Annotated in this window: 16 protein-coding genes; 7 read left to right on the top strand and 9 right to left on the bottom strand. The window is 45.2% G+C overall.

Annotated elements, in window-relative coordinates; all coding sequences use genetic code 11:
- Positions 1-32: 32 nt before the first annotated feature.
- The 4 genes from A5320_RS12220 (at position 33) to A5320_RS12205 (ending at position 2,572) form a co-directional block, all read left to right on the top strand.
- Positions 33-479 carry a hypothetical protein gene (locus A5320_RS12220; RefSeq protein ID WP_068065061.1) on the top strand — a complete coding sequence of 149 codons (447 nt, stop codon included), beginning with the start codon at positions 33-35 and terminating at the stop codon, positions 477-479.
- A gap of 182 nt (positions 480-661) precedes the next feature.
- Entirely contained in the window at positions 662-1,303 is a 642-nt protein-coding gene (locus tag A5320_RS12215; protein ID WP_068065060.1) for a DUF6058 family natural product biosynthesis protein, read from the top strand.
- 78 nt (positions 1,304-1,381) lie between these two features.
- Positions 1,382-1,672: a hypothetical protein gene (locus A5320_RS12210; protein WP_068065057.1), complete on the top strand. Its 291-nt coding sequence runs from the start codon at positions 1,382-1,384 to the stop codon at positions 1,670-1,672.
- A 360-nt stretch (positions 1,673-2,032) separates the two neighbouring features.
- Positions 2,033-2,572: a hypothetical protein gene (locus A5320_RS12205; RefSeq protein WP_068065054.1), complete on the top strand. Its 540-nt coding sequence runs from the start codon at positions 2,033-2,035 to the stop codon at positions 2,570-2,572.
- A gap of 46 nt (positions 2,573-2,618) precedes the next feature.
- Here A5320_RS12205 and A5320_RS12200 read toward each other — a convergent pair whose 3' ends face one another.
- The 9 genes from A5320_RS12200 to galU all read right to left on the bottom strand — a co-directional run bounded on the left by A5320_RS12200 (position 2,619) and on the right by galU (position 12,191).
- Complete coding sequence (locus A5320_RS12200; RefSeq protein ID WP_197490101.1) at positions 2,619-3,359, bottom strand: WecB/TagA/CpsF family glycosyltransferase; 741 nt, start codon at positions 3,357-3,359, stop codon at positions 2,619-2,621.
- Positions 3,352-4,554 carry a hypothetical protein gene (locus A5320_RS12195; RefSeq protein ID WP_197490100.1) on the bottom strand — a complete coding sequence of 401 codons (1,203 nt, stop codon included), beginning with the start codon at positions 4,552-4,554 and terminating at the stop codon, positions 3,352-3,354. Before A5320_RS12195 ends, A5320_RS12200 begins: the two co-directional genes overlap by 8 nt.
- Entirely contained in the window at positions 4,547-5,626 is a 1,080-nt protein-coding gene (locus A5320_RS12190) for a glycosyltransferase family 4 protein (protein ID WP_197490099.1), read from the bottom strand. The genes A5320_RS12195 and A5320_RS12190 overlap by 8 nt, the downstream gene beginning before the upstream one ends.
- A complete protein-coding gene (locus A5320_RS12185; protein ID WP_068065053.1) occupies positions 5,619-6,962 on the bottom strand; it encodes a phenylacetate--CoA ligase family protein in 1,344 nt (447 codons plus the stop codon). The genes A5320_RS12190 and A5320_RS12185 overlap by 8 nt, the downstream gene beginning before the upstream one ends.
- A 137-nt stretch (positions 6,963-7,099) precedes the next feature.
- The gene (locus A5320_RS12180; RefSeq protein ID WP_068065050.1) at positions 7,100-7,531 is read right to left on the bottom strand and encodes a serine O-acetyltransferase; all 432 of its coding nucleotides are present in this window, start codon (positions 7,529-7,531) and stop codon (positions 7,100-7,102) included.
- Positions 7,528-8,703, bottom strand: a complete 1,176-nt coding sequence (locus A5320_RS12175; protein WP_068065048.1) for a hypothetical protein — start codon at positions 8,701-8,703, stop codon at positions 7,528-7,530. Before A5320_RS12175 ends, A5320_RS12180 begins: the two co-directional genes overlap by 4 nt.
- Positions 8,700-9,902 carry an O-antigen ligase family protein gene (locus tag A5320_RS12170; RefSeq protein WP_068065044.1) on the bottom strand — a complete coding sequence of 401 codons (1,203 nt, stop codon included), beginning with the start codon at positions 9,900-9,902 and terminating at the stop codon, positions 8,700-8,702. Before A5320_RS12170 ends, A5320_RS12175 begins: the two co-directional genes overlap by 4 nt.
- 126 nt (positions 9,903-10,028) lie before the next feature.
- On the bottom strand, positions 10,029-11,042 hold the full coding sequence (locus A5320_RS12165) for an NAD-dependent epimerase (RefSeq protein ID WP_068065040.1): 1,014 nt from the start codon (positions 11,040-11,042) through the stop codon (positions 10,029-10,031).
- 204 nt (positions 11,043-11,246) lie between these two features.
- Positions 11,247-12,191 carry a UTP--glucose-1-phosphate uridylyltransferase GalU gene (gene galU / locus A5320_RS12160; RefSeq protein ID WP_197490098.1) on the bottom strand — a complete coding sequence of 315 codons (945 nt, stop codon included), beginning with the start codon at positions 12,189-12,191 and terminating at the stop codon, positions 11,247-11,249.
- 719 nt (positions 12,192-12,910) lie between these two features.
- Between galU and A5320_RS12155 the strand changes: the two genes are divergently transcribed.
- From A5320_RS12155 to A5320_RS12145, 3 genes are all read left to right on the top strand, one after another.
- Positions 12,911-13,561 (top strand): transglutaminase-like cysteine peptidase, encoded by a 651-nt coding sequence (locus tag A5320_RS12155; RefSeq protein WP_082971735.1) that lies wholly within the window; start codon positions 12,911-12,913, stop codon positions 13,559-13,561.
- Positions 13,562-13,672: 111 nt separating this feature from the next.
- Positions 13,673-15,775 (top strand): bifunctional diguanylate cyclase/phosphodiesterase, encoded by a 2,103-nt coding sequence (locus tag A5320_RS12150; RefSeq protein WP_068065035.1) that lies wholly within the window; start codon positions 13,673-13,675, stop codon positions 15,773-15,775.
- Between the two features lie 33 nt (positions 15,776-15,808).
- On the top strand, positions 15,809-16,285 hold the full coding sequence (locus A5320_RS12145) for a hypothetical protein (protein WP_068065033.1): 477 nt from the start codon (positions 15,809-15,811) through the stop codon (positions 16,283-16,285).
- Positions 16,286-16,376 lie beyond the last annotated feature (91 nt).

The following is a 16,376-nucleotide window of genomic DNA, read 5'->3' as shown; positions in this document are numbered from 1 at the left end:
CATGTAATTGATCACAGCTAAGGAGCACAGCAATGGACATCCCAAGTTTTATCGTTTCCGCACTGCCTGCTGTGCTTGGCGCTGTCGGCGCCTGGTTTTTGGTGAACGAAGTGAATCATGCACATCAGTTTGAAGAGATAAGCCGCGAGCTTAACGACATTGAGCGGTTGCAGACGCTGTCCCGCAGCAATCCGCGTGAGTTCTGGCTGCGCTCGGCAATGATTTCATTTAAATGTGATCGTGCCAAAGCCGAAGAACTTGCCAGCGCGCTCAGTGACGCCGACATTGATGCCGCCATTGCTAAAAACAATGATTTATGGGAGCGGCAGATCAGCGCGGGACTTGAGCGCTGGAATAGCAAAACGGTGCGCAGCCAGTTGCAAAAACGGCGCCGCATGTTATGGCTGGGCTTTTGGTTGCTAATGGCGTCGGCGGCAGCTCAGGTACTGTTTGCGCTGTTAAAGCTATTTTGCTGCTAGCAGTGCTCGCGCTGATTTATCAGCAAAGCTCAAAACAACACGTTCGTTAAGACATTCAGCAAGCCAGCGCCCTTATATTTAACGGTAGCGTAACGGCCGGTTAAATATTAATATGCAGTCTACTTTATTTGCCCGGTGCCATGGTGCATCCCTGCGCAGTTCTGCAACGGAGATGGAAGGTTTTGGAATTAATCAATTACCTGAATAGCTACTTTTTAACCACGCAACAGCTCCTTGAACAGGCTAAAGTGTCGACAGACCAGCTGGCACATTTTCAGCGTCAGGGCGTCATGCCTCAATGTTCATACAAATTAAATCTGCAGCTAAGCAGCGATTCATTTTTTGGTTTGCACTCCGAACAGCAAACAATTGAATATTATGCAAAAGGTTATGTGTCCTGGCTGGCAGTTCTGCAAAGTGAGCCTGCCGTCGATGCCGTCTTTGCGATATTTTCTGACCGTTACCGCCACACTATTGAGCAGCTTAAAACTCAGGGCCACCGTACCGAAAATACCAAATTAACTTCAGAATTTGCCAGTCATCTCCAACAGGAATGGCTACACTTCCTGGCCGGGATCTATGGGTTATGCACCAAAACCGGTTTGCCTGAAGATATCGCCGCCAAGGAATTTGCCGTTATTCAAATTAATGAACTGACAGCCCTGACTGAGCTGTCTGCGGCACAACGTGACAGACTTACCGCCGCTGTCGATTTACTGGATGCCGCCAGTTCTTTGTTTGCACCGCATGAAAGGTTAAAGAGCTCACGTCATCGTTTAGTAAACGAGGTTCGCCGCACCTATAAACTACAAAATGCCCATTAATAGACCAAGCTCCAGGCAAATTGCCCGCTACGGTTTAGAGCTTTTAACATCAGAACTTTTATGACAAGGACTTCACCGATGAAAATACAAACAGCATTAGATATCACAGCGCTGGAAACTTTTAAGAAAATGGAAAAAATCGCGGTGTTAGAGCGAAAAATGCAACGCCTCAGTTACGCACCAGCCAGCGCCACTGCAATCATGGCCTTGTATTGTTTAACTTTATTGCTGCTGGATCATGTAACGATAACGCCGCCACTGCTGCTTGGCTTTGTAGGTATTCTCGGTAGCATGATACTGGCCAGCAACAAACGTATCGAACTGCTGCAGCAGTGGACGGAGCTAAAAATTGCAGAAGCGCAGCAATAGCGAAACCGGCAAGCCCGCCGCTGGGCTTGCCGCAAGTCAGCTATAGCAGCAGTTAACACCAGTCATCTAAACCACCCTCTAAACCAGCCATCAACGCCAGTCATCAACTCAGCCATCAAACTAGCCGTCTCAACTTGCAGCTCCCTAAACCGAACAGCCAGCCGGTGCCTCAGCGGTTTTTGTCTGGAAACCGTGTATATTTTTCAGTCAACAACTACAAAAAAACTTACATTAATGCGTCAATATTTTTTACACTCAATATTCATCAATGATAATATTTCAATTAAATCAACAGCATAAAGTTTGGCACACCTCGTGCAATATCCAGCTATCGAAGTCATCAATTACTGGAAGTACCCAATGAAAAATTTACTGAAACTGGCCATGTTAGCAACCTCTTTATTCGCTGGTTCTGCATTTGCAGCACCAATTGCCAATGGCCCGGTTGATGCTGACGCCTTTGTTACCTTTAAAGGTTACGATCTGGCATGGGCATCACCTTGTGGTTCTGGTTTGTTTGGTTCTACTTGCAGTGCCATCGACATGAGTGTTCAGGCAGCTTACGGCTGGAAAGTAATGACGTTTGATTTGTTCCAAAGCCTTGGTTTTGACTACAGCGTATTTGAAGTGAACTACAGCTCTGGTAATACCGAAAGCTACAATGGTAAAAACTACGCCAAAGCCAGCAAATGGTTTAACGGTACTTACAGCCACATCGATGTAGTTAACGGTGAACAAGGTGCATGGTCGTTCGCAGACGTCAACAACAGCGATGACTGGTACTTCGAAACTATGGTTTATCGTACTGATGCAGTGACCAGCAGCGTCCCAACGCCAGCTCCAATCGCATTATTGGGCCTGGGTCTGTTAGGCCTGGTGTTACGTCGCAAAGCTAAATAACTGAAAAAGGGTTCGGAGCTCATTAGCTCCGAACCTTGTTACATTTTCACTTAAACTTTTCTTTTAACAACAACCAGGCAAAAGCGCTGTTGGTCAGCAAATACCGCTTCCACATCCGGCCGGGTTCCTGCAATACGCGATACAGCCATTCGAAACCAGCATTTTGCATCCATAACGGTGCGCGACTGACTTTTCCGGCAACCACATCAAAAGTACCGCCAACACCCATCACAAAATCGACACCTAATTGATCACGCCATTTGTTGATGAAGTTCTCTTTTTTTGGCGAGGTAATAGCCACAAACAACAAACGCGCGCCAGAAGCACGGATCAAATCAACCACCGCCTGCTCATCATCCCAGAAATAACCATGATGAAAACCAGCCAGTTTTAAGCCAGCGTTTTGTGCCAGTATCACTTCAGCCGTTTTACTGACCACTTCGTCAGTGGCGCCCAGTAAAAATACCGGATAAGCATTACGGTTACTCAGCATCAGCAGCTGGTGGAACAAATCAACGCCTGCCACCCGCTCGGGTACCTGATGGCCGCAAAAACGGGCGCCCCACACCACGCCCATGCCGTCGATATTGACGATATCGCAGGCTTTCACCGAATCTGCCAACACTGTATCGGATTGCATATGTACCAATTTGGCCACATTCACCACCACATGCTGGGTAAATTGGCGCTGTTCGATATTCTGTTCAATACAGGCGACAGTTTCGCGCATGCTGCTGCTGTGCATTTCGGTATTCAGGAAACAGATCGATGGCATATTGTTATTCATGCTGCACCGCCAGCTGTGCACTGAAAAATGCAAAAGAGTAATACACCCAGGCTTGCGTCCAGCGGATATAATTGATTTTGTTACTAAAACCCGGTTGTTTCTGATAATAAAACTGTGCCGTTCCGGCGATATGCATTTCCCGCAACGACCAGTCGATCACCTTTGCCGCTAACGCCAAATCATCCGCTTGCCCGCCGACCCGCACCAGCGTAAACACCGCTTGTGCCACCGAATGCATATCTAACGGAAATCTGTTGTTGTGGTAATACTTAGCCGTGCCATCGGCTTCAAAAAACTGCTTTTTGTAGTACGTCAGGCCACTTTGGATCGCCAGCGCAAACTCGTTGGTGCCAAGTGCATTGCCCAGCAGATGTAACGCTTCCAGGTTATAGCCGGTATGAAAACCATCAATAAACTGATGATGATGGCGCGAGCCATAAACCCAGCTGCCGTCATCGGCTTGTTCGCGGACACTTTGCCAGGCCACCTGCAACGCCAAATCTGCATATTGTTGATTGCCAGTCTGACTTGCCACCACCGCCACCCAGGCTGCGCCCCACAAACTGGCGTTATGCACAAACGCCGTTTCGCCCGGAATGTAGGCAAAAAACGCCCGGCCATCGTGTTCGGTGTATAAGGTTTTCACAATAAAGTGCGCTGCATCAAACGCCACTTCACGATACTGCGGCTTTTCGACCACCTGACTCAGCGCATACAAGGCCTGCGCAACATAGATGGTGGTAATGACATTAGGTTTGCCCTTAGGCACAAAAAACGCCCGCGCATTCCAGTCAAAATGATAACCCCAGCAGGCATGCTGCCATTGTTGTTGATCACTTTGTTGAGTCAGCAGCCAGTCTGCCAACTCGGTTGCTTGTTGCAGATAATGCGCCTCACTGGAACGGGCATAATCCTGCAATAAGCCCAGAATAAACAACGCCACGCCCTTCGGATTACGCCCTTTGGGTATTCCACACAACGGCCGCAAATTGATTGGCGAGCGTTTATGCAACTGGATCCACGCCAAACCAAACAAGCCCTTTTTCAGCGCTGGCACCCACTTAAAAATAACGCTGTTTAAACCATCAAAGGGGTCGTAACCGGCGAAATTGTTGCTTTTGGCGTCGCGTAGAATCGCCCGATATATTTCAGAAACCGCGGATATTGCATCCTGCATTAAAGCTTGATCAGCCATTAGATATTTCCATATAGAGTTGGTCCCATAACGGCATAATCGCGTCACAGCTAAAATTCTGCTCATATTTATGTTTAGCTTGCGAACTGAGCTGTTGCGCCAAAGTTTGATTAATTAATACACTTATTAAAGCTTGCGACAATGCCGAGATATCACCGGCAGGCACCAGCAAACCTTCTTGACCATGTGTAATTGCATCGGGTATACCACCAACAGTAGTCGCGACTATCGGTATCCCACAAGCCATGGCTTCAATGATCCCGACAGGAAAACCTTCGTTGTAGCTGGGCAACACGAAGGCGGTGCTGCTAGAGAGTAATTGAAACTTTCTTTCGCTACCTATCCAGCCTGCAAATTCAACATGAGACAGAATTCCAGCACTTTCAGCCTGTAGACGAAAACGATCAAGATCACCATCACCACCTAAAATAATTTTCAAATCTGGTACCAGCTTAATTACCTCAGGCAACGCTTCTATCAAATCATGAACACCTTTTCTTTCACCTAACCTACCGAGAAACAACAACGTTGGCGTGCTGTTCAGCTGACGAGGCAAAGTGACTGAAGGGCCAGGGTTGTATACGATCTTTAACTTCTTAACTGCAGGAAATGTATGCGATACCCAGTGAAACCACTTATCGCCCAACACCACCACCAAATCGGCAAGATAAAACAACTTTGCAACTTTTTGCTGTTTTACAGGCGAACACTCGCTCTCGTAAAACTGATCAAACTGAGCACCATGCAAATGCAACAAAATACGAAAACCTAGGAAACTAGCCCATTTCGCTAGCAAGGCTTTACGGCTAAAGCTTCCTCGCGAGGCAAGATGTATATGGGCAAATCCAGGAACACCAGTAAGCCTTAAAGCGAAAATTCTAAAAAATGCCGCCAGAAAGATTAACAATAAACCAATTTTTGTCGCAGATTTATGACTTGCAACAAACTGGATCTGCCAATTTTTGGCAAGAGGTTGTTCCAACATCGTTTGCTCGACGGCTGCAATACCGCCTTGACCCTTGGGATCAGTGCCTATCATCAAATTGATTTTTTTTGAGTTGTTACTATTCATCCGTAGCGATGTTCCTTCGACTTGGTGTCTCATTTAAAACCCAGCGATATTTACCGGCTGCTGTTTTTGCAATGTCTTCAACCAGCACAATTTCGGCATTCACTTTATCACTAACTAATTCTCGAAGATTTTGAATTACCTTGTTTCCATCTTGCTCGCCATAGTCAGCCGCAGGAACTACCCTAACGACCCATTTATCATCGGCAATTTGTGCGACTTGGGACTTTTTAATGTTGTTGACGCCTTTGAAAGCAAAAGTAATCAGTGAAGGACTTACTGGCCTGTGATCTGTGTCGTAAAGGATATCTTCAAACTTACCAGAAATTGGTTCAATCATTGGATAATGAGATCCACATTGGCATGTCCCCGGTTTCCATTTTGTACGATCAGATAATTTGTAACGAATCAGTGGCATTTCTTCGTTATGAAAGGTTGTACCCACAATATATCCTTCATCGGACGTCGGATTATTGTCTTCATCTAAAATCTCAACGAAAGAATAATCTGTGTTGACGTGCAGATTCCTAAATTTGCACTCAGTTGCCATAGCAACTCTTTCCGCCATACCATAAAAATCAACCACTCGACCAAGCTGCTTTTCAATCAACTCACGTTGATAGTCATATAACATTTCGGACGCTGTAAAAACATAATCGACTGATACCCGAATATTCTGTTCTGCAGCGTATTTGGCCAACTGAAAAGCCATCGAAGGATACGCCTGCAAAATTTTTGGCTGATATTGTTGAATAATTTTTGCAAACCGGGCAAACGTATCTTCATTTAAGTGTTTTGACGATAGGAGCAGCTGCTTATCCATCGGATTAAACATCCAATAAACACCGGTCTCAGCATCCGTCGCAATTTGGTCCCCACGTAATGTTGCGCGTTTTACCAGTTGATCAGCTGCGCAAATATCTAGCCAATGTCTTTTTACAAAAGCGTTTTCCCAGGCAATCGAGTTATATGAGCGAAATATATCCAGAGGAGATCCGGTGGTTCCGCTGGTTTTACCAACAATCTGAAAAGTTCGTTTTATTCCAGCATTTGGGTAATACAACTCTCGTTCCTGCAACAAATCATTTTTAGTTAACACTGGATAATGTGAACTAACATATTGTTTAACAGATCCGTGTGGCAATGGGATATTTTGGTAAGCTGGTATTTTCTTTTTTGCTGCATACAATGTTTTAAGCAGCAATTTTTCCTGCAGTTTTTCAAAGTTTTCAACAGAAAGCTGTGAATTATCTCGTAATTTATTGATCCTTCCTTTTACGCCGAATACATCAAGAAGAAAATATCTAAAGGTGTACTTGATTTTTTTAAACAATGACATTGCGCAGCTCTACTTAATATCTAGAAAAAATCATTCATATATCGTTTTAAAAATTTCCATTTAAAAAATCGTACAGTCTGTTGAAAACTAGTGATTTGTTACAAGATTAGAATTTCATAAAATATTTTTTTTAATTTTCAGTAATAATCTTTTGGATCGATGTTTTGTCTAATTATTTTTGCAGGGACTCCTGCAACTACACAATTAGCTGGTACATCGGTGATCACAACAGCATTTGCACCAACAACTACATTATTGCCAATCCTAACGGAACCCAAAATCTTTGCCCCAGTCGCAATATAAACGTTGTCGCCTATTACTGGCACATCGGCACTTTTCGAACGACCTCCTATTGTTACATTTGAACCGATCATACAATTGTTACCTATTATGCTCCTCTTGTGGATAACAACAGCGATTCCTCCATAGCCGAAAGCTGTACCCGTTCCAATTGAAGTCTCCGAGTAAACAGCACAGTTATGTACGAGCCGGATCAGGACGTCAATAATCTTAGGTAAAACAGGAATCCTTTTTTTATATAAAAAATTACCTATCCGATAAAGCTTCATACGTTCCTCGGAGTTTGAAAAATGCGCTGACAGTAAGTTCGGGTTAATATCGTCTTTATTACACTGCTGAGCATGTACAACAAAATAATCATGTAACTTATTTGTAAATTAGTACTAGAACAAAAAAACAGAAACAACAATAGTGCATATGGCGCTAAGCCAAAAATATTTATTTTGAGTAACAACGAAAAATTATTATTGACCATCAACACATTCGAATACGGCAATGTCAGCTGAGTTAATTGCAGTGAAGAAAAAAGTAAAAAATACAGCCAAAAATCACGAATATCGATGGTTAAAAACGCTATAAATGCGCACAAAAAAATGAATGACAGGTAAACCAACGTAGTAAAAAATGTTTTGCCAGCAATAGATGCGAGATCCCCACCATTCCTCATCAACGGAATATTTTTTTCGGCCATATAACGGGGAACCAGCATGAATAAATTCGCAGCGCTGAATATAACTGCTAAATAAGGCGAAATATCAGATTGCAACAATGAAACCAAAGTAAGTGGTAATAAATATGCAATTAAGCTCGAAGAGGAGTTCGATATACATGCGGATGTATAATTTTTAATGAACTCGAAAGGTTTTACTCCGCCAAAAAACGAAGCTCCTCGCTGCTTAGCAATAATGCTACCGAATATGGGCAAACCAAAACAAATCGAAAAAAATAGAATCATAGAAACTGGATCGGAGTATTGATAACGATCAGCAAAAAAAACAAGTAGAAACAGTAACGTAGATATAACGCCGCAAATAAATACTTGCTGAAAAGACCTGCTATTGGCCAATTCTCGCCTAGCTATCTCGTAACCACCAACGAAAAAAACTGAAACCAGTAAAGCAATAAATAAATTAACATCAAACCTTATGGCCAGCTCGTTCTGAAAAACTACGACGATACCGCATGCTGTGAGTGAAAAGAACATTAGCCAAACTAGCTTCGCCAATCCGGTCAGAGAAAATTTTTGAGCAGTCATCATTGAGGCTAACGGCATAACTCCCAAAGAAACGCAAATTAAAACTATAAAGTAGTAGGTATTAAACTCTTGAACGAAAGCAACTGGAAATAATAGCGTAATAAGAAATACCGCGAATATTTTGTACCCTCCGGAAAATGAAGCTGAGAAAAATACAAAAAAATTCTCAATAATTTTTGGATTCATCTCGATGCACTCTTAAGGCAAGATCCATAAAACAAGAAGAATACAAAGGCTATTGAAAATGCATCGTTCAGTACTGGTGCGGATAGACTATTTATTAGTATAAAAACTATTGCGAACAACGAATATACAGAAGATAAGTTTTTTCTTTCCGTCGCCTTTCGGAGAAAAAACAAAAAACCAAAGAAGTATAAAAACGTACCAATATATCCTGACTCTGCAATTACTTTTGGCCAGAATGTATCTGTTAGAAAAAATCCAAAATTAAAATACCACTCATGGCTGATTAAATACTTATAAAAAAACACAGAGTCATAATCTACTGCAGCTCTACCGCCAAATGAACCTAAACCAGCTCCAAATGGAAAATAGTCAGTAGAAATATCTAATGCAGATTGCATAAAAATCGCACGCGGTGCTAAATCAATCGACCCGCTTATCAAGCCCAACTCAACTAACCATTTTTCAATCTCTGCTGAAGATAAAATTAATACAACGATTAAGACAGCTAATACGGCGATTAAAGTTATTGGTTTTACGTAACGAGTCCCAGAATAAAAAAAATACACCGCAACACAGGATATCAAACATGAAACTATTTCACCGCGAGAAAGTGACACGAAAAGCAAAAGTATAGCCGTGAAGAAAAAGCCCCAGTCGGCAGCAATAAGTTTTTTCTCGATCATTAACTTTGATGCAAAAAAACCAATTGCCAAAGAGCAGAATACCGCATAAATACCGGTAAACCAAAATGCACCAGCAGCCCTCGAGTATTCACTTCCATCAGCACCATACACAAGACCAAAATGAGATCCGTTAGCAAAAATCACATCATAACTATTGCTAAAGAGGAACTGCCAAAGCACAAATGGAACGTTTATTAAAATAATTGCTTTTATAAGTTTTTCAAATCTCGTGACAGCAAAATCATCATAACAAAGACAAAGAAGCACAATTATTATAAATGGCTTTAAATCTAGTGAAAACTGTAGCAAAAACTGATTTAAGACGACTACACCAAAAATTGACGAAACAATAGATATCAATAGATAAGCACCAAACATCATAAATGGCTGGCGTAATGACTTTATTCTGTAAATCAACATTTTATGAAATAATAAGAAGAATAGTACAGAAGACAGAACAGCGAGTTCATCGATCTGAGCAACCCAGCCGCCTGGCTCTATAAATGATAATTTCATTAAAAAATTCTGAATCAAAAAAATACAGAGTATTAATATTGAAATTGTTGAACTTCGTCTTAATATCAATTTATGTCCAAAATTATGCTATTTATAATGTTCAGTGCAAAGTACGAAAAATTATAATTATTCAGAAGAAAAATCGAGATACCAATCCACAAACTTCTGCATCCCATCTATTAACGAAGTCGCTGGCTTAAACCCAACCGCGTGCTGCAATAAACTCACATCGGCATAAGTCTGATACACGTCCCCTGCTTGCATCGGCAGATAATTTTTCTGCGCTTTGACGCCAGCGGCATTTTCGATGGCGCTGATAAAATCTTCCAGTGCTACCGGCTGGTTATTGCCGATGTTATATAAGGCGTAATAAGGGTTACTGTTCAGCTGTGTTGGGTAATTTGGACTTGCCGGAACCAGATCCTGAATACGCAAAACACCTTCAACGATATCATCAATATAGGTAAAGTCGCGCATCAGCTTGCCGTGGTTGTACACATCAATAGCCTGGCCTTCCAGAATGGCTTTGGTAAATTTCCAGGGCGCCATATCGGGTCTGCCCCAGGGGCCGTATACGGTGAAAAACCGCAAACCGGTGGTTGGCAGCTGATATAAATGGCTGTAGGTGTGTGCCATCAGCTCGTTCGATTTTTTGGTGGCGGCGTACAGTGAAATGGGTGTGTCGACCGGGTCGGTTTCGCTAAACGGCACTTTTTGCTGGTTGCCATAGACTGAGCTGGAGCTGGCGTACACCAGATGCTCAACTTTGTGATGGCGGCAACCTTCTAAAATGGTCATCATGCCAGTCAGGTTAGAGTCGACGTAAGCCATTGGATTATCAATGGAATAACGCACACCGGCTTGAGCGCCGAGGTGAATGACCCTTTGGAATTTTTCAGTGGCGAATAAGTTGGCGATACCGTCGCGATCAGCCAAATCGAGTTTAATAAACCGAAACAATTCAGTGCTATTGGTTGGTGCAAGCTGTTGCTGAATACGTTGCAGCCGCGCCAGTTTTAACGCCGGATCATAGTAGTCGTTCAGGTTGTCGATCCCCACCACCTGATGGCCTTGCAGTGCCAGCTCTTCAGCCACTTTACTGCCAATAAAACCTGCGGCGCCTGTTACCAGAAACTTCATTGTTTATCCTTTACCGAACTCGTCGGTTTACAGTGTTGAGCGCTGATCGTAGGGCTGTCCGATGGCGCTGCGCTTATCGGACCTACGGCGGTTACCTTGCAGTTCGTCGATTGAACCGCCAGTGTAAACGCCTTGTTTTGCATCATGTCAGATAGCGCTGCGCTTATCGGACCTACAGGGTATCGAATGACTGTGAGCTGCGCTCTACTTAGCCAATAGCTGCAACAGCCGCTCTTTGTACTGCGCACCAAAACCGGAATTTAACGCGTATTCGGCATTCGCCAGCGCGTAACCCAGTTTGTTGCCACAATCGTGAGATTTGCCTTTGATATGATAGGCTTCCAGCACTTCTAATAACCGCAGTTGATGCAGCGCGTCGGTTAGCTGAATTTCATCACCGGCGCCTGGTGGCGTAAATTCCAGTAAATCCCAGATGGTTGGCGACAGCACGTAACGGCCGGTAATAGCGAAGTTACTTGGCGCATCATCAATATCCGGTTTTTCGACCATGTCGGTAATGCAGGCACTTTCACCCTGGTGCAGCGAAATGCCATCAACATCCACAATACCGTATTGATTCACCAGTTCTGCCGGCACCGGCTCCACCATCACCTGGCTATGACCGGATTCGTTGTAACGCCGGATCATCGCCGATAAGTTGTCTTTTTTCAGGTTACTTTGGTACTGATCAACAATCACGTCCGGCAATAACACCGCAAAAGGATGGTTTCGCACCACCGGCCGCGCGCACAAAATGGCATGGCCCAGGCCCAAAGCCTGTGGCTGACGCACGGAAATCACGGTGACGTTTTTTGGTGTGATATTGCGAACTTCTTCCAGTAACTGACGTTTTACCCGTTTTTCCAGCGCAGCTTCAAGTTCGAAACTGGTGTCAAAATGGTTTTCAATCATGTTTTTTGAAGAGTGAGTCACCAGCACAATTTCGGTGATCCCAGCCGCAACGGCTTCCTGGACCACATACTGGATCAGCGGTTTGTCGACCACCGTCAGCATTTCTTTGGGCATGGCTTTGGTGGCGGGTAACATCCGGGTGCCAAGTCCAGCCACCGGAATAACGGCCCGGGTGACTTTCAGACTGTCATCGGTACGTTTGCCATAATGAGATTCTTGTGAAGCTTTATGAACCATCAATAACATCCTGTTCCATAGTGGAAGTGAAGATTAACTGATGGAACCGCACCTTTTTGCATCTTTGCCCTGAGCGGTGTCGCTAAGAGAGCTATTGGCAAAGTGGCGTTGCAGTTCCATCTACAATATATATGCCCTGTTGGCATCGGTGCGACTTGTGAACTGCGCCCCGTTTTCCCCCTTGGAATAGCTGGCATTTATAACTTTTTTGGGGTTTTTATGCAAACGACAATCAGTAATTATTTCGAAATGAGTGTCGCGCAACCGCTGATGCCAGATAAGTTTTACCCATATAACCTGTACATCTGCATCATAATTGTAGGGCGCTACTCGCCGCGTTAGCGGCAGTACGCCAGAGCGTGATTTGACATGGCGCGGCTTGATGGCGGACTAGCCTGCGGCTGAGTCGCGCCCTACTTTTTTACAGCGCAGTTGGCAGTCCGCTATTTTACGATGTTTGATGATTTTCAAACACTTGTGTTAATCTCGGCTGCCGGAAGTACGCTTGCCCAGCGCGCTGCTGCTTCGAGGGCGGTATTCAACAGTGATCTATAACCAAAATCATTGAAGATGCAGGATGGCCACGGTGGAACCGCGACAAGTGAGCGAGTCCCCAGGAGCATAGTTGTCCTATGTGACTGGGTCGGACTGACGCTTCAGCGAGAGCGCGAAGTCAACACCCCTGCAACTTCAAGGATGACGGGTATATGCCGGAGTCTATGAATTTTAAACCTTTTTTGTGGTTGGTCACGGCAGGCTGTTGTTTAACGGTCAGTGCCAATTACACCGATACCACCTTCAGCGCCACGTTTTTTACTGACGTGCAGCAACGTTACGGCGAGGACGCGGTTACGCGCTTTACCTCGTGGCGAGATCTGATTGTAGAGGGCAGCACCGAAGCAGACTGGGAGCGCATCCATCTGGCAAATCAGTTTTTTAACCGGCAAGTGGCCTACAGCGCCGATTCAGAACACTGGAATAAAACCGATTATTGGGCAACGCCAGTAGAAACTTTAGGCACCGGCGCCGGTGACTGTGAAGATTACGCCCTGGCCAAATATTTTACGTTGCGCGCCATGGGCGTCAGCGATGAAAAACTGCGGCTGATGTACGTGCGGGCGCTCAGTGTCAACGAGCCGCATATGGTGCTGGTGTATTTTGAAGAGCCTGAAGCCATGCCCTATGTGCTGGATAATATGGATCAAGAGATTAAATTAGCGGAGTACCGCACCGACTTACGACCGATTTATAGCTTTAATGCCAGTGGTTTATGGCTGGCGAAAGCCAACGGCCTGGGGCGACGGGTAAAAGACAGTAGTGGCATTTCCAACTGGACGGCAGTGCTTGAAAAGATTGAACAGGGTTATTAGCAATCGACTGACGGGCGAAATTCCAACGGCTACGGGCTGGGTGCGCCGACCCTGCAGCCGCTCTGGCACTCGTTAGCACCAACCAAAACAAGACAAAAAAAGGTAGTTGTGATGACAAACTCTCAAAACGTTGCTAAACCCGCCAGCAACAGCTTGTTTAAACACGGGGTCGCCTTAAGTACGCAGCTCAGTGTGCTACTGATTTTATTGGCCATTATTACATTCGCGGCCACTGTGCTGGTCAGTACCGGCAATATGCGCAGTTATCTGGACAACCAACTGGCGCGCTCGGCGCAGGATACCGCCAACAGCCTTGGTTTATCGATTTCCCCTTATTTATCCGGTGATGACAAGATTCTGGCTGACACCATGATTTCCGCCATTTTTGACTCGGGCTCTTATCTCGCTATCAGTTTTAGCAACGCCAAAAAAGAACTGGTATTCGACCGCAATAACCCGGAGCAAGTGCAAGGTGTCCCCGCCTGGTTTATTCAGCTATTTCCGCTGCATCCGCCGGTGATGAATTCTGAAGTAAACGACGGCTGGCGGATTGCCGGGGTGTTAAAAGTACAGGCGCACCCAGGTTTTGCCTACAGCAGTTTGTGGGATCACACCAAAGCGGTATTCTGGACCAGTTTACTGTTGTGTCTTGGCGCGTTAATGGCGGTGCACTGGTTATTGCTTGTGGTGTTACAACCATTAAAAGACATTGAAAAGCAAGCAGAAATGCTGGCAGAAAAACGCTTTGAATTTTTAAGTTATCTGCCAATGACCAAAGAGCTGCGCGCTGTGGTGTATGCGCTGAATCATATGGTTGGAAACGTTAAACGTAGTTTCACTGAACTGACCGATCGCGCCGAACAGCTGAACCAGCAGGCTTATATTGACAGCCTGACCGCCCTGCCCAATCGTCGTGCGCTGGTGCAATCTTATTTAAGTTTACAGGCCGGGCCAGACGACGAAGGCAATGTGCCTTATCTGGCGTTGGTGGCACTGCCATCGTTAAAAGATGTCAATGACAACCAGGGTTATGCCGCTGGTGATCAATACGTCGAAAAAGCCAGCAGCCTGCTGCAGGCGCAGATCCGCAATTTACAGCATGCCCAACTGTTCCGGTTGTCGGGTTCGGAATTTGCCATTCTGGCGACGCTTGGTACCACCAGTTCGCAGGAATTTGCGATGCATGTGCGTCAAGCCTTTGAAATTGCTAACACTGAACAATATCCACATGGGTTTGCCAGTATTGCCTTACTGCCGGTGGCGCCACACGATGATTTAAGCGCCAGCTTAAGCCGGCTGGATGGTTTGCAGGCGAAACAACAGGCCGAGCCATCACCGGCGCTGGCATTGCAACTTGAACCTGTGGTGACCGGTAAATCACGCTCCGACTGGCAGGAAATTCTGCATCATTTCACCCGCTCGGTGGTTTCCGATACCGCTGCCGGTTTCAGTAACACTGAATTGCATATTTCCGCGGACATGGAGCGGATGTTTGAAATGGAAGTACAGCCGGTATATCAGCAGCAACAGTTGTTGTATGTCGAAACCTTCATCAAGTTTTGCGCGGACGGTGAACAACTGGCGTCATCGGATGTATTTGCGATGGCCGACCGGCTTGGTGTGTCATTGCTGCTGGATAAAGCGCTGGTCACTTACATTTTAAGCCGTCTGCAGAATTTTAAAGGCCAGACATTTGCCATCAATTTAAGTAAAAGCGCCATGCACGACAGCCAGTTTACCCGCTGGTTATGCAATACCATCCGCGCGAACCAGCACCAGTTACCAAAATTAGTGTTTGAAGTGAACGAACAGGCAACCTTAGGCGCCATCGCTTCGGCCGGTGAATTCTTCAATGCGGTGAAAGCTGCTGGCGCGTTAATTACCATCGAAAGGTTTGGCGCCAGTTTCAGCTCATTCCGCTATTTGCAGGGGCTGAATATCGATTACATCAAAATTGATGGCAGTTATATCCGGGCGCTACAACAGGCCGACACCCGCTTTTTTGTCGAGACCATGACCCATATTTGTCATGGCATTGGCATCCGGGTGATAGCACCCCATGTCGAGAATCTGGAGATCGCCGATATTTGTCTGGCAATTCATATTGATGCGCTGCAAGGACGTGGATTGCACGCGCCAATAAATTTCACCTTAGTTTCTGAAAATTTTGGCTGTAATTTCGACAAAACTCGGATACACTCACAAAAGTTTTAGTTGTAATCAATGTTCGTTGTGCGGGGAATGCATATGAAATACTTAAAAATCGCTCTGGTAGCAGCTGCAGTTCAGTTGTTGGTACCGACGGTGTCAGCGCAGGAAGCCAATGCTGAAGTCGCAACGATGTTCGCAACAGCTCAATCCCAAGGTCAATCTTTGACCGAATTCGTGGGACAAATTACTAATTTAAAAACCTGTAATCCTAAACTCGCTGAGAAAGTGGTTGAGTTTGCGTTGGATCAGGCCAAAGACGACCCAATTCTGGTCGAAGAAATTTTGCGTTCTGTAGCAAACTCTTGTGTTGATCAGGACACCACCACTGCCTACGCTATCGCAGCCGGTATTGACCCAACACTGGTGTCAAATGCTTTAGGTACTGCAACAGCCGCTGGTGGACCAGCAGGTGGCGGTGCTGCGCCGGTCGTCACAGCAACCCCTCCAGGCACCACTGGTGCTGGCGGCGGTACTGGCAGCGGTCAGACTACTGAGCTCGCTTCAGGCAACTAAGCCTTTGCAGCAACTAAATTATCAAGCCCCTTTTCTGGGGCTTTTTGTTGCGTTTTTTCTGCTATTCCAATAACTTAGATTTTATTTTTCA

The organism is Rheinheimera sp. SA_1, from assembly GCF_001669775.1.
Classification (GTDB): Bacteria; Pseudomonadota; Gammaproteobacteria; order Enterobacterales; family Alteromonadaceae; genus Pararheinheimera.
Note: the sequence above shows the minus strand (reverse complement) of the source record. Positions and strands in the feature narration are given on the sequence as shown.